General features: G+C 70.2%; 12 protein-coding genes. 7 read left to right on the plus strand and 5 right to left on the minus strand.

The window, feature by feature from the left end; genetic code table 11:
* Nucleotides 1–7: 7 nt before the first annotated feature.
* Nucleotides 8–1,129 carry an MFS transporter gene (locus tag C9I47_RS15880; RefSeq protein ID WP_223250394.1) on the minus strand — a complete coding sequence of 374 codons (1,122 nt, stop codon included), beginning with the start codon at nt 1,127–1,129 and terminating at the stop codon, nt 8–10.
* Nucleotides 1,130–1,452: 323 nt separating this feature from the next.
* On the opposite strand from C9I47_RS15880, the gene C9I47_RS15885 reads away from it, so the two are divergent.
* Both C9I47_RS15885 and C9I47_RS15890 read left to right on the plus strand, forming a co-directional pair.
* Entirely contained in the window at nt 1,453–2,415 is a 963-nt protein-coding gene (locus C9I47_RS15885) for a cupin (protein ID WP_145985547.1), read from the plus strand.
* Between the two features lie 85 nt (nt 2,416–2,500).
* Nucleotides 2,501–3,463: a cupin gene (locus C9I47_RS15890; RefSeq protein WP_111267630.1), complete on the plus strand. Its 963-nt coding sequence runs from the start codon at nt 2,501–2,503 to the stop codon at nt 3,461–3,463.
* Nucleotides 3,464–3,479: 16 nt separating this feature from the next.
* Here C9I47_RS15890 and C9I47_RS15895 read toward each other — a convergent pair whose 3' ends face one another.
* A complete protein-coding gene (locus tag C9I47_RS15895) occupies nt 3,480–4,901 on the minus strand; it encodes a tetratricopeptide repeat protein (RefSeq protein ID WP_190238537.1) in 1,422 nt (473 codons plus the stop codon).
* Nucleotides 4,902–5,148: 247 nt separating this feature from the next.
* Here C9I47_RS15895 and C9I47_RS15900 point away from each other — a divergent pair, with 247 nt between their 5' ends.
* Nucleotides 5,149–5,544, plus strand: a complete 396-nt coding sequence (locus tag C9I47_RS15900) for a g-type lysozyme inhibitor (protein ID WP_111267632.1) — start codon at nt 5,149–5,151, stop codon at nt 5,542–5,544.
* Between the two features lie 25 nt (nt 5,545–5,569).
* On the opposite strand, the gene C9I47_RS15905 is transcribed toward C9I47_RS15900, so the two are convergent.
* Nucleotides 5,570–6,043, minus strand: coding sequence for an Lrp/AsnC family transcriptional regulator (locus tag C9I47_RS15905; RefSeq protein ID WP_111267633.1), 474 nt, complete (start codon nt 6,041–6,043; stop codon nt 5,570–5,572).
* A 209-nt stretch (nt 6,044–6,252) separates the two neighbouring features.
* Between C9I47_RS15905 and ald the strand changes: the two genes are divergently transcribed.
* From ald to C9I47_RS15920, 3 genes are all read left to right on the plus strand, one after another.
* A complete protein-coding gene (gene ald, locus C9I47_RS15910; RefSeq protein WP_111267634.1) occupies nt 6,253–7,371 on the plus strand; it encodes an alanine dehydrogenase in 1,119 nt (372 codons plus the stop codon).
* Between the two features lie 203 nt (nt 7,372–7,574).
* Nucleotides 7,575–9,101, plus strand: coding sequence for a tetratricopeptide repeat protein (locus C9I47_RS15915; protein ID WP_111267635.1), 1,527 nt, complete (start codon nt 7,575–7,577; stop codon nt 9,099–9,101).
* A 181-nt stretch (nt 9,102–9,282) separates the two neighbouring features.
* The gene (locus C9I47_RS15920) at nt 9,283–10,053 is read left to right on the plus strand and encodes an SDR family oxidoreductase (protein WP_111267636.1); all 771 of its coding nucleotides are present in this window, start codon (nt 9,283–9,285) and stop codon (nt 10,051–10,053) included.
* Nucleotides 10,054–10,134: 81 nt separating this feature from the next.
* Here C9I47_RS15920 and C9I47_RS15925 read toward each other — a convergent pair whose 3' ends face one another.
* Nucleotides 10,135–10,881: a glucose 1-dehydrogenase gene (locus C9I47_RS15925; RefSeq protein WP_111267637.1), complete on the minus strand. Its 747-nt coding sequence runs from the start codon at nt 10,879–10,881 to the stop codon at nt 10,135–10,137.
* 345 nt (nt 10,882–11,226) lie between these two features.
* Between C9I47_RS15925 and C9I47_RS15930 the strand changes: the two genes are divergently transcribed.
* Nucleotides 11,227–11,970 carry a DUF2306 domain-containing protein gene (locus tag C9I47_RS15930; protein WP_190238538.1) on the plus strand — a complete coding sequence of 248 codons (744 nt, stop codon included), beginning with the start codon at nt 11,227–11,229 and terminating at the stop codon, nt 11,968–11,970.
* Here C9I47_RS15930 and C9I47_RS15935 read toward each other — a convergent pair.
* Nucleotides 11,903–13,087, minus strand: coding sequence for a helix-turn-helix domain-containing protein (locus C9I47_RS15935; RefSeq protein WP_111267639.1), 1,185 nt, complete (start codon nt 13,085–13,087; stop codon nt 11,903–11,905). The two genes, C9I47_RS15930 and C9I47_RS15935, sit on opposite strands and share 68 nt — an antisense overlap.
* Between the last annotated feature and the right edge of the window lie 123 nt (nt 13,088–13,210).

Below are 13,210 nucleotides of genomic sequence, written 5' to 3' on the forward strand. Positions count from 1 at the left end.
GGCGCCGTCAGGGTCGCGGCGCGTGCCGTTGCCGCCAGGCGATCGCGAACACCGCCAGCCCGGCCAGCGCGGTGGCCGCGCCGACATAACCGGTCGAGGTCCAGCCCAGGCCGGCGCTGATCGCCATGCCGCCCAGCCACGGGCCGAGCGCGTTGGCGGTGTTGAAGGCGGAGTGGTTGGAGGCCGCCGCCAGGGTCTGCGCATCGCCGGCCACGTCCATCAGATGCGCCTGCAGCACCGGCGCCAGCGCGCCCATCGTGCCGACCGCGACCACTGCCGGCAGCAGGGTCCACAGCGAACCGGCGGCGAACGGGAACACCATCAGCACCACCGCCGACCACAGCAGGATCACCGCGACAGCGCGGAACTGCAGTCGATCGAACAGCCACCCACCGGCGAGACTGCCGAGGATGCCGCCGACGCCGAAAGCGAGCATGCCGAACGGGGTCCAGGCCTCGGGCACGGCGGTGACGTGGATCATGGTCGGCGCCAGATAGCTGAACACGCAGAACATGCCGGCGAAACCGATCGCGCCGATGCCCAGCGCCAGCCACACCGGCGCGCGGTTGAAGTCGCGCAGTTCGCGGATCGGGTCGGCGCGGGGCTCGTCCGGATCGGGCGGCAAGGTGCGGGTCAGCGAGACCACCGTCGCCACCGCGACCATCACCACCAGGCCAAACGCGTAGCGCCAGTCCAGCGTCTGCCCCAACCAGGTCGCCAGCGGATTGCCGATCAGCAACGCGACCGCCAGACCCAGCAGGACCCGGCTGACCGCGGTGCCGCGCTGTCCCGGCGGACTGATCGAGGCGGCGACCAGCGAGGCGACGCCGAAGTAGGCACCATGCGGCAGTCCGGCGACGAAGCGCGCCAGCAGCATCGTGGCGTAGTTGGGCGCTAGCGCGCTGGCCAGGTTGCCCAGCGCATAGAACGCCATCAGCGCCAGCAACAGCGGCCGCCGACGTAGGCGCGCGCCGAGGATCGCCAGCAGCGGGGCGCCGACCACCACGCCGATCGCGTACGCGCTGACCACATGCCCGACCTGGGGCTCGGTGACGCCGAGTCCGCGGGCGATGTCGGGCATCAACCCCATCACCACGAACTCGCTGGTGCCGATCGCAAAACCGCCCATCGCCAGCGCGAACAGGATCGCGCGGACGGTCGCCGGCGGCAGCACGCGCTCGGCGGTAGCGGCGGGGATACCGGAGTCGGCCATGGACGGAGCTCGGGACAGGAAGTGCCAGGGCGCATTGTTGTGCATTGCAGCAACCGGCGAAAGCCCATGGCTGCACCACTGTGTTGCCGGATCCGGGGTTTCGGCCGCGAATACGATTGCAGCCCCGCCACGGCGATCGCGCCACGCCCTGGCCGCTCGATCGCCGCCACCGCGTTCCCGGGCATATCCACACCTGTTTTGCCCACACCTGCCGTCTGCACGAGTCTGTGGAGGATCCCATGTCCCGCGCGATACCCAGCGCGCGTGCCTTGGGCGGGCATGGACCGGCAAGCGTCGCCGACACGGCCGCCCGCGGCCACTACCGGATCACCGTCGAGAACGAGGCGGACTTTTCGGTGCGACGCCTGTGCCCGCTCCGGCACAACTACTGCGACCACCCGCTGCTGCGGCTCGATCGTCTGGCCGCGCTCGCCCATGAACTGATGCCGACCCGGCAATGCCGCTTCATCGTGCCGGGAATGACCGAGACCTCGAAGTTCGATCACCGTTCGCGGCCGGTGGACGGGCGCGGCATCGACGAGACCTTCGAGCGCATCGAGGAACCCGGTTCGTGGATCGCGCTGTACAACATCCAGACCAACCCGCTGTACCAGGCCTTCGTCTGGGAAGTCCTGCGCAGCGCCGGCGCCCTGCTGCAGGGTGAGCGGCCCTACGAGGCGCGCGGCTTCCTGTTCATTTCCGCGCCGCCATCGCTGACCCCGTTCCACATCGATCGCGAGAACAACTTCTGGCTGCAGATCCGCGGCCACAAGACCCTGAACCTGTGGGACAACACCGACCGGGTCGCGGTCGCCGCCCGCGATGTCGAGGACTTCATCGTGACCCAGTCGCTGGAGCATGTCGGTCTCAGCGATGCCGCCCGCCCACGGGTCCATGCCTTCGAATGCGGTCCCGGCGACGGCGCCTATTTCCCCTGCACCACCCCGCACATGACCCGCAGCGACCGCAGCTGGGTGAAACCCGGCGACGCGGTCTCGATGTCGTTCGGTGTCGTGTTCTACACCCCGGACACCCGCCGCCGCGCCTATGCGTTCGCGGCCAACCGCCTGCTCAGGCGCGCCGGGCTCGAGCCACGCATGCCCGGAGAACACGTCTGGCTGGACCGGGCCAAGCGGCCGCTGGGCATGGTCCAGATGGCCGCCCGCCGCATGCGCGGCTTCCCCCTGCCGCACGGGTTCTGAATCCGATGTCGGCCGCGGCGGCGTTGGCCGCCCCGGCAGTGACGCCGCGTTTTCGGACGTATTCGCCCATGTCCGAGAAACGCCCATGCCCAGCGTCGATGCCGTCGCCGCCACCGGTCTGCTGGAGGTTCCCACCGCCGCTCCGCTGACGGACAGCGATTGCCACCGCATCCGCATCGACGACGAGGCGGGCTTCTCCACGCGCCGCATGTGTCCGATCAGGCACGACTATCACCTGCATCCGCTGATGCAGCTCGAGCGGCTGGAGGACCTGGCCAGGTCATTGATGAGGACCCGGCAATGCCGCTTCATCCTGCCGGAGACGACCGATGCATCGAGGTTCGACCATCGCTCACGGCCACAGGACGGGCGCGGCATCGACGAGGTGTTCGAGCGGATCGAGGAGCCCGGCTCATGGCTTGCGCTGTACAACGTGCAGACCGACCCGCAGTACCGGGCCCTGATCTGGGACATCCTGGGCAGCACCGGCGCGGTTCTGCGGGGAAGCGAGCGCCCCTGCGAGGCCCGCGGTTTCATCTTCATCTCCGCGCCGCCGTCGGTGACCCCGTTCCATATCGACCGCGAGAACAACTTCTGGCTGCAGATCCGCGGCCGCAAGACGCTCAACGTGTGGGACCACACCGACCGCGTCACCGTCGCCGCCCGCGACGTCGAGGATTTCATCGTCGCCCGTTCGCTGGAGAACGTCAGGCTCACCGATGCACTGCGGCCGCGCGCGCATGTGCTGGCGTGCGGTCCCGGCGACGGCGCCTACTTCCCGTCCACCTCGCCGCACATGACCCGCAGCGAACCGGCGTGGGTGACGCCCGGCGACGGCGTCTCGATCTCGTTCGGGGTGGTGTTCTACACCCCGCTGACCCGTCGCCAGGCCTACGCGCATGCGGCCAACCGGATGCTCAGGCGCGTCGGCATCGAACCGCGGATGCCCGGCGAACGCGACTGGCTGGACCGGACCAAGCAGCCGCTGGGCATGATCGGGATGGCGACGCGACGCTTGCGCGGCCTGCCGGTACCGAGCGGATTCTGAGCGCCGAGCCGGCCGCCTATGGCGGCAACGGCGTACCCAGCGGCCTTAGCTCCAGCACCAGGTGCTCGCCCTCGAACCGCACCAGCAGCGGCAGGCTGTAGTTCGGGAACCCCAGCGCGAACTCCGCCCCATCGTTGATCAGACGGTACAGCTCTTCGTTGAGCTTCAGCGGTTTCCGCACGCACCCCTTCGCATCGACCCGCCCCTCGATCGGCAGGCGTACGGGTTCGCCCGGCGCCGCGTAGGCGACCAGCCGCCAGTGCGAGTTCACACCGATGTTGTAGGCCGCGCCGTGGGCGCCGCCCAGATCCAGGCCGCAGGCATCCAACGCGAGTGTCATGTCCTCGCGCGCCGATATTGCCCGCGCCGGAAACGACTGCCGATTCAGCGCCCGGAACTGCAACCAGTCCAGGCGCTTCTGCAGACGGCCGATGCCGTAGTCGCCGAAACCCGGCTCCGGCTGCAGTGAGGCCAGGCGCTGCAGCCCACGCTCCAGCACAGCCGGGTCCTCCTCGTGCTCCAGCCGTTCCTGCAGCAGCCTGAAGGCCGGCGCCATCGCCTCGCGTATCCCGGCGTCGGCCGCCTGCTCGTACAGCTTCAGCGCAAGCGCCGTATCGCGCTGCTCGAAGCCTTCGCCGGCACGGGCCAGCTCGGCCAACTGGAAATAGGCCACCGGCACCTCGCGCTCGATGCCGGCCTCGAAGGCCTTGCGCGCTCCGGCATCGTCGCCGTCGAGCTTCAGCAACACGCCGTAGTTGGTCCAGGCCAGACCGTCGCCGGCCTCCGTCCCCTTGCGCAGCCACAGCAGCGCCGACTCGCGCAGCTGCGAAAGCTCTTCGTCGGTCATGGTCGGCATCTGCCGCGCGATCATGTAGGCGCGCAGGAACTGGCGGCCGGCGTCGGCGATGCAGGCCGCATCCGGGGCCTCGTCGCAGGCCTGGGCGTAATAGCCGCCGGCGGTGCGGGCGCGATCGACGAAGCCGCGCAGGCCAAAGCTCGTGGTCGGGTCCGGCGGGGTGTGGGCACGGCCGAGGTTGTACAGGGTCGGCACCCGCAGCCCCCGCGCCAGCGCTTCCTCGAACAGCGCGATCGCCTCGTCGTTGTCGTCGGCCGACATCGCCATCACCCCGAGGTTGTGGCTGGCGCGGGCCGAGCCCAGCGCGCGGGCGCGCTCGTAATAGGCCCGCGCGGTGCCGGCATCGGCCTCGACGCCGCGCCCCAGGTCGTAGGCCTTGCCGAGCAGGAACAGCGCTTCGGCGTCGTCGCGCTGCGCCGCATCGCGGGCACGGTCCAGGAAGGCGTCGAAGCGCCCGCGTTCGAACAAGCGCTCCAGCGACGATGTCGCCACCGCGGGCGTCGCCGCTGCCGCGATCAGTGCCAGCGCGAGCGCCAGCGCGACGGCCGTCCTTGAACGTGCGGATCCGGAAGCGGCTCGCATATCGGCGTTCCATGCTGAAGGGCCGCCGATTGTAGGCAGTACGCGCCGACGATGCGCGCGACGGCACGCTCCTCGCGCGTTACGCCCGATCCGGACAGGCCGCCGCGGTCTGCGCGCAGGCGCGCCCCGGTCATCGCCTTCACTCCCACGCCACCGCGGCAGGCGCAGCATCGGTGGCCCGGACGCCGACGGCGTCCATCCCGGCCAGGGAGGGCCGCCTCCACGGTTCCAGTCGGGAGAACACACCATGCCCCGTTTCCTGCGTTGGCTCGCACTCGGCCTCGCCCTGGCGGGCGCCGCCGCCACCGCGGAGGACCGCAAGACCGTCCAGGCCGTGCAGTTCGCCAAGGGCGCCAGTGCCAGCAGCGTCAGCGGCCGCGTGCATGGCTACGACACCGCCAGCTACACCCTGGGCGCGAAGGCCGGACAGACCATGGAGGTGCGCCTGACCGGCAGCGCGAACGCCTACTTCAACGTGATCGCACCCGGGCAGGACTTCGCGATGGAAGACGCGATCGAGCGGACCGAGTGGTCGGGCGAGCTGCCGGCCGACGGCAGCTACCGCATCGAGGTGTTCCAGCCGCGTGCGCAGGCCCGCCGCGGCGAGACCGCCCAGTACACGATCCACTTCCGGATCGACTGACCGCGGCGGCGCGGGCGACGGTCCGCTACACCGGCAGCGCGGTGGTCTTCTTGACCGTGCGCAGCGCCAGCGTCGACTGCACCCGCACCACGCCCGGCAGCTGGGTCAGGATCTCGGTGTGGATGCGTTCGAAGTCGGCGGCATCGGCATAGGCGACGCGGACCATGTAGTCAGCCGCGCCGGCGAGCAGGCAGCATTCGGTCACCTCCGGATGCTGTTGGATCGCGCCCTCGAACGCATCCAGCGCGGTGCGCCCCTGCTGGTCGAGGGTGACCAGGACGAAGGCGGTGCCGGGCAGGCCGGCCAGCTCCTCGTCCAGCAGCATCACGTAGCGGGCGATCAGGCCGCGTTCCTCCAGCAGCTTGACCCGGCGCAGGCAGGCCGACGGCGACAGGTTGATGCGCTGGGCCAACTCCATGTTGGTCAGCCGGCCGTCCTCCTGCAGCAGGCGCAGGATCGCGCGGTCGCGCTCGTCGAGGTCGGGCTGGATCGCTCGCATGATATTTCAATAGTCGATCAATGATTCGAATACAGTGCGACTTTCGAAGCCAAAAGACAATTATTTTGGAAAGAAAGTGCGCGGTTGTTCGTTCATACTGCGGAACATAATCGTCCGCTGTCCTGACCGGCCATCGTTCCGGCAACGCTCCTGCTGCCACTGCCCGGGTCCGGCCACGACGGCACCTTCCAACCCCAGAGACCACCGCCATGCGCATCGGCGTCCCCAGCGAAATCAAAGTCCACGAATACCGGGTCGGCCTGATCCCCTCGTCCGTCCAGGAACTCGTCCACCACGGCCATGAGGTCGTCGTGCAGGCCGGTGCCGGTCTCGGCGCGGGGCTGACCGACGACGACTACGTCGCCGCCGGCGCCACCATCCTCGGCACCGCCGAGGAGGTGTTCGCCCAGGCCGACATGATCGTCAAGGTCAAGGAGCCGCTGGCCGAGGAGCGCAAGCGCCTGCGCAAGGGCCAGATCCTGTACACCTACCTGCACCTGGCTCCCGACGCACCGCAGACCCAGGACCTGATCGAGTCCGGCGCGGTCTGCATCGCCTACGAGACGGTCACCGCCAACAACGGCTCGCTGCCGCTGCTGACCCCGATGTCCGAGGTCGCCGGCCGGCTCGCCCCGCAGGTCGGCGCGCACGCGCTGGAGAAGGCCCAGGGCGGCCGCGGCGTGCTGCTGGGCGGCGTGCCCGGCGTGCCGGCGGCCGAGGTCGTGGTGCTCGGCGGCGGCGTGTCCGGCACCCACGCGACCACGATCGCGATCGGCATGGGCGCCAACGTCACCGTGGTCGACCGCTCGGCCGATGCGCTCAAGCGCCTGGCGACCCAGTTCGGCACCTCGATCTCGACCGTGTTCTCGACCCGCTCGGCGATCGAGGAGCTGGTGCGCCGCGCCGACCTGCTGATCGGCACCGTGCTGATCCCCGGCGCCGCCGCGCCCAAGCTGGTGACCCGCGACATGGTCAAGACCATGAAGCCCGGCTCGGTGATCGTCGATGTCGCGATCGACCAGGGCGGCTGCGTGGAGACTTCGCGCGCGACCACCCATGCCGAGCCGACCTACGTGGTCGACGACGTCGTCCACTACTGCGTCGCCAACATGCCCGGCGCGGTCGCCCGCACCTCGACCTTCGCGCTGAACAACGTGACCCTGCCGTTCGCGCTGGCGCTGGCCAACAAGGGCTGGAAGCAGGCGCTGATCGACGACGTCCACCTGCGCAACGGTCTGAACGTCTGCGAGGGCCAGGTCACCTGCGAGCCGGTCGCCCAGGCCCACGGCCTGGCCTACGTCCCGGCCGAGAAGGTGCTCGGGCTGTAAACCGCGCGGTCATCGATTGGCCGATCGCGCAACACCGGACGGGGCCGCAAGGCCCCGTTCGCATTCGCGCCGGGCGACACCGAATCGCGTCGGCGCTGGCCCCGCATGCGCATGACTGCGACACTGCCCCGGACAACGACTTCCGACGGGGGCAGACCTTGATCGATGGACGCAGGTTCGGGCGCAGCGCTCTGTTTGGGGCGTTGCTGGCCGCGGCGGGACTTGCGCCGGCACCGCCGGCATCGGCCGCCAAGGCGATCGACAAGACGACCGCGCCGATGGAAACCTCGACGGTGGCGCCCCCGGACCGCGACATGACCTTCTACCGGCAGCGGCTCGCACTGGCGAACGCCTTGCTGCGCGAGGACAACATGGCGGGCGTCGGCCGCGAGCTGTCGGCGGTCATCGACAGCCCGCTGTTCGACACGCTGAGCCGCGATGTCCAGCTGCACATACTGTCGACCGCTTGCTGGGCCGCAACCCGCGAGGAGCAGGCGAAACGGGCGCGCGACCTGTGCCAGCGCGCCATCGGCTACGCCGAAGCAGGTTCGGACGACTGGTATCGGCTGGCGATGCTCGAGAGTTTCCTTGGCGAGCACGAAGCGGCGGCGGCGGCGTTCATCGAATTCGTGCAACGGTGGCCGGAGCAGCTCGAAGACATCGACGAGATCGTCATCCACCAGTTGCGCCACGCCCTCCCGGCCGATTCCCGGGCGCGCGTGGAGATGGCCCAGGCGCTGTTCGACGCGAACTGGAAGAGCCCCTACGGTGGCGACAGCTCGATCTGGTACGACCTCGCGCTCGCGCGCCTCGGCCAGAACCAGCCCGAGCAGGCACGGGCGGTGCTGACCCGTATCGACACGCCCGTCGACCTGATCCGTATCCGCAGCGACAAGCGCTTCGATCGCGTGTTCAACCGCGACGCGCCCGGCCACGACGTGGATGGCGCGTTGCGCCGCCAGATCGAGGCCCAGAAGCAGCACGCCGTGATTTTCCCCGACGACGTGCGCGCGCACGTCCAGCTCAGCTACGCGCTGTTGTCGGCCGGCCGCAACGAGGAAGTGATCAAGCTCGCCGACCGCACGATGGCCCGGCTCGCGCGCGCGTCGCTGGAGCGCCCCGCGTTCACCCACATCGACGAGCAGGTCTGGCTGATGGACAGCCGCGCCGTCGCACTCAGGAGGCTGGGTCGGGTCGACGACGCCCTCGACGAAATGCGACGCGCCAGCCAGCTGAGCGAGCAGGGCGAACAGAACGTCAGCCAGGCCCTCAATCTGGGCGACTTCTACTGCAGCCTGGGGCGTCCGGACGAGGCAATGGCCGCGGTCGCGCAGATCGGCGAGATGAGCGCCTATGGCCAGATGGTCCTGCACAAGGTCCGTCACTGCGCGGCCGTCCAGCGCGGCGATGCGCGGATGGGCGGGGCCTCCCTGGCCCATCTCGACGGGAACGAAGACGAAGCCCCAACGATCCTGCTCGAAGCGTTGTTGCGCGCCGGACGGATCGACGAGGCCGCCGCCCGCTTGATCGCGCAGCTGCAATCGGACGATCGCCGCGGGCGGATGCTGGAGTGGCTGCAGGACTATCCGTTGCCGCAGCCGCTCCCCGGAAACGTCGCCATGCGCGCCGCACGCGCGGCCATGCTGGCCCGCGACGACGTGACCGCCGCGATCGCCGCGGTGGGCCGGATCGAGCGCTACGACATCATCCCCACCGCGGAACTGGACTAGGGCGGCAAACCGCGCGGCCATCGCGGCGGCGGCAACCGCGGGGATGGGCCCGCACGGGTCCATCCTTTTGTTACGCGGCGCGCACGGGCGGCGTCCCGACCCAACCACAGGTCCGAATCCGGCCAGCATCGGCGCTGGCGACTGCCGACACTGTGCGCCCACTTCGAGGAGCACGGCACCCATGGCAGCACAATCGCTTTCCGGAAAGGTCGCGATCATTACCGGCGCGAGCTCGGGCATCGGACGCGCGGCGGCATTGCGCTTCGCCGGAGAAGGCGCGCGCGTGGTGGTGGGCGCGCGCCGCGCCGACGCGCTCGCGGAGCTGGTGAAGGAGATCGAGCGCACCGGGGGCGAGGCGCTGGCCTGCCCCGGCGATGTCCGCGACGAGGCTCACGCGGCCGCGCTTGTCGATGGCGCGCTGGATCGCTTCGGCGCGCTCGACATCGCCTTCAACAATGCCGGCAGCGTCGGCACCATGGGACCGGTCACCGGGATGTCCGTCGCCGACTGGCGGGACACCCTCGACACCAATCTGACCGGCGCGTTCCTCGGCGCCCGCCGACAGCTCGCGGCCATGCTCGAGGCCGGTCGCGGTTCGATCATCTTCACCTCGACCTTCGTCGGCCACACCGTCGGCATGCCCGGGATGGCCGCCTACGCCGCCGCCAAGGCCGGCGTGATCGGACTGACCCAGGTGCTGGCCGCGGAAGCCGGACCGCACGGCGTGCGGGTCAATGCGCTTCTACCCGGCGGCACCGATACGCCCGGCGCGCGCGACTTCACCCAGGCGCCCGAATCGCGGGCCTTCGTCGAGGGACTGCACGCGCTCAAGCGCATCGCCGAACCGGACGAGATCGCCGAAGCGGCGCTGTTCCTCGCCTCCGACGCCTCCAGCTTCATCACCGGCAGTGCGATGCGGGTCGACGGCGGCGTATCGATCAACCGCACCTGAGCGCGCCTTCCCGCGGCCCGGAGCGACCCGGCCACGGGAAGGCGCCGGCCCGGGCCCATGCCCGGACCGGGTCGCGGTGGCTCAGTGCAGGCCGCCGCTGGCGACGATCTGCTCACCGCTCAGCCAGCGCGAATCGTCCGACCCCAGGAACACCGCGATCGTGGCGATGTCGTCCGGCTGACCGATCCGGCCCAGCGGGGTCTGGGCGATGGTCTCCGCCTCCAGATCCGAGCCCATTACCCCGACGCTGTGGGTGCCCTCGGTCTCGACCATGCCGGGGTTGATCGCGTTGACCCGGATCCCGCGCGCGCCCAGCTCCTTCGACAGCACCCCGGTGATCGCATCGACCGCGCCCTTGGTGCCGCTGTAGACCGCGGTGTGCGGCGGGGTGACCCGGGTGACCACCGAGCTGACATTGATGATGCTGGCGCCCTCGCCCATCTTCGCCGCGGCGGCCTGGGTGGTCAGCAACAGCCCCAGCACGTTGACGTCGAACTGGCGGCGGTACTGCGCCTCGTCGATCTCCTCCAGCGGCGCGAAGCTGTAGACGCCGGAATTGTTGACGAGGATGTCGAGGCGTCCGAACTGCCCGGTCGCGGCATCGACGAGGGCGCGCGCGTCGGCCAGCTCGGAGACGTCGCCCTGCACCGCGACCGCGCGGCCGCCGGCGGCGACGATCTTCGCGACCACCGCGTCGGCGCCCGCCTTGCTGGTGGCGTAGTTGACCACGACCGCGGCGCCCTCGGCGGCCAGTGCGATGGCGATGGCGGCACCGATGCCCTTGGAAGCGCCGGTGACGATGGCGACCTTGTTCTGCAACTTGCTCATTTCGATTGTCCTGATGGCGGGAGGAGGCGGACGGCGGCTGGCCGTCACCCCACTCCAGATGCGCACGCGGCGGCCGGGACAAAAGTGCGGGAACAGGGAATGAGCATCCCGCATTCGGGAAGACGCGGACGCGCGCGTCGACGGCAGGAGCGGCGCAGGCCGCGATGGCGCTTTCCCGACAACAGCCCATCGCGGCTCACGCCGCTCCTACGGGGCCTCGATACGGAATCCCGGACCGGCATGGGGTGCGATCGGCCGGTCCGGTCGTCCGGTCCGGCCGGATCGGACGACCCCGGCGCGGCCGCCAGCGAGCATCGAGCCGTCATTCCACAGACGGAGCTTGCGATGGCCTCCATCGTCAGACACGGCCTGCACGGCCTGCGCTACACCCTGTTCGCTGCCTCCAGCCTGCTGGTCGCCGCCTATGCCTTCGCCTTCCTGCGGATGCGCCCGTTCAACCCGCACGACCCGTTCATGGTCAAGTTCGCGGTGTCCGGGATCGACGTGCCGATGCACTTCTTCGGCGCCGGCCTGGCCCTGCTGCTGGTGCCGCTGCAGGCCAGTGGCTGGATCCGCTGCCGGCTGCCGGCCGTGCATCGCACCGCCGGCTGGCTGTACGCGGGCGGGGTGCTGATCGGCGGCCTGGGCGGCCTCTCGCTGGCCTTCGACGCGCACGGAGGCTGGGCCTCGGGCGCGGGCTTCGCGCTGCTGTCGGTGCTGTGGCTGGCGATCACCGCCAACGGCATCCGCCTTGCGGTGGCCGGCGACTTCGTCGGCCACCGGCGCTGGATGAGCCACAGCCTGGCGATGACCTTCTCCGCGGTGACCCTGCGGGTGATCCTGTTCGTCGGCACCGGCCCGCTGGCGCTGCCGTTCGACACCGTCTACATCTTCTCGGCGTGGGCGAGCTGGTCGCTGAACATGGCGCTCTGCGAGCTGTGGCTGCGCTGGCCGCAATGGCGCGCGCACCGACGCTCACCCGCCCGCGAGTCCGCGCGGGCGCCGGGACGGACCGTAGCGATCAGCACGCCTGCGCTTGCGCCCGCCGAGCCCGCCACGCGCTCGGGGTCGCAGCGGTCTCGCGCTTGAACGCCGCGTTGAAGGTCGACTTGGAGGTAAAGCCGCAGGCATAGGCGATGTCGAGGATGGTGCGGCCGTCGTCCGGGTCGGCGAGGCATCGGCAGGCCGCGCCGATACGCTGCCGATTGATGTAGTCCCAGAACGTGCAGCCGAATCCGCGGTTGATCGCCATCGACACCAGGTACTCGGGATAGCCGCTGCGGCGCGCGACCTGGGCGATCGTCAGTGCCGGCGCCAGGTACAGCGCTTCCTCGTCCATCAACCGCTGCAAACGCGCCTGCACCTCGGGCAGGCGCGGATCGTCGGCGGAGTCGGTGGCGGCCTCCGGACTTGAGACCGCCGCGACGGCGGCCGATGCGCCAGCGCCCGGGTCATCGACGGACGCGATCGCGTCCACGTCCGTGTCCACCGCTTCACCTTCCCGCTCCGGCGACACCGGCGCCTGCATCAGGCCCAGATAGCCCAGCACGCAGGCCCAGACCGCGACCGCGCCGTAGACCAGCAGATAGTCGATGCCGGGAATGCGGGTCGTGTCATGCAACAGCGCGATCGCCCAGATCAGCACCTGGCCCAGCGCCATCACCACCACCCAGCGCAGCGACATGCGATCGGCATCGGATCGGCGCTCGCGCACCTCGCGCCGGTAGCGGACCACCCGCAGCAGCGCCGCCACCACGTAGCTCAGGCTCCAGGCGTACAGGAACAGGCTGTACCAGGGCACCGGCGGCGGCAGCGCGCGCGACAGCCATTGGCGCATCAGTTCGGCATTGAGCGCGGCGTCCGCGAGCAGCCCCGGCGCGAACAGCGCCAGCGCCACCGCGAAGCCGAGCAGATGCAACAGATCGCGCCAGACCAGCCGTCGCGCGGTGGTCAAGGTGCGCACGTACAGATAGAAGAAGGTGCCGTACAGGAACGGGAACGTCCCGACCAGCAGCAGCACCCGGAACAGCGCCGGCGCGGGCGTCGCCAGGAACGCCGCCTTCACCGCCAGGTCCAGTCCCACCAGCGCCAGCCACGCCGCCAGCACCCGGTTCGCCGCGGCGTTGGCCGGGCGGCGCCACAGCGCCGGCGCCAGCAGCAGGGCCTGGGCGGCACCGATCGCGTAGATGACGACCCAATGACTCATTGTCGCGATTATGTCAGGCGCGGTCGGGCGACGCGGCGTTCGCGACGAACCTCAACCGCAGGAGCGGCGTCAGCCGCGATTGGGCCTTGGCGGGAAAGCCCCGTCGCGGCTTACGCCGCTCCT

The organism is Marilutibacter maris (assembly GCF_003233695.1).
GTDB classification, from domain to species: domain Bacteria; phylum Pseudomonadota; class Gammaproteobacteria; order Xanthomonadales; family Xanthomonadaceae; genus Marilutibacter; species Marilutibacter maris.

Excerpts from the sequence above, each read along its gene's own strand:
- C9I47_RS15895 (WP_190238537.1), bottom strand. The coding sequence starts at position 4,901 with ATGCGAGCCGCTTCCGGATCCGCACGTTCAAGGACGGCCGTCGCGCTG.
- C9I47_RS15920 (WP_111267636.1), top strand. The coding sequence starts at position 9,283 with ATGGCAGCACAATCGCTTTCCGGAAAGGTCGCGATCATTACCGGCGCG.
- C9I47_RS15925 (WP_111267637.1), bottom strand. The coding sequence starts at position 10,881 with ATGAGCAAGTTGCAGAACAAGGTCGCCATCGTCACCGGCGCTTCCAAG.
- C9I47_RS15890 (WP_111267630.1), top strand. The coding sequence starts at position 2,501 with ATGCCCAGCGTCGATGCCGTCGCCGCCACCGGTCTGCTGGAGGTTCCC.
- C9I47_RS15905 (WP_111267633.1), bottom strand. The coding sequence starts at position 6,043 with ATGCGAGCGATCCAGCCCGACCTCGACGAGCGCGACCGCGCGATCCTG.
- C9I47_RS15935 (WP_111267639.1), bottom strand. The coding sequence starts at position 13,087 with ATGAGTCATTGGGTCGTCATCTACGCGATCGGTGCCGCCCAGGCCCTG.
- C9I47_RS15880 (WP_223250394.1), bottom strand. The coding sequence starts at position 1,129 with ATGGGCGGTTTTGCGATCGGCACCAGCGAGTTCGTGGTGATGGGGTTG.
- C9I47_RS15885 (WP_145985547.1), top strand. The coding sequence starts at position 1,453 with ATGTCCCGCGCGATACCCAGCGCGCGTGCCTTGGGCGGGCATGGACCG.
- C9I47_RS15930 (WP_190238538.1), top strand. The coding sequence starts at position 11,227 with ATGGCCTCCATCGTCAGACACGGCCTGCACGGCCTGCGCTACACCCTG.
- C9I47_RS15900 (WP_111267632.1), top strand. The coding sequence starts at position 5,149 with ATGCCCCGTTTCCTGCGTTGGCTCGCACTCGGCCTCGCCCTGGCGGGC.
- ald (WP_111267634.1), top strand. The coding sequence starts at position 6,253 with ATGCGCATCGGCGTCCCCAGCGAAATCAAAGTCCACGAATACCGGGTC.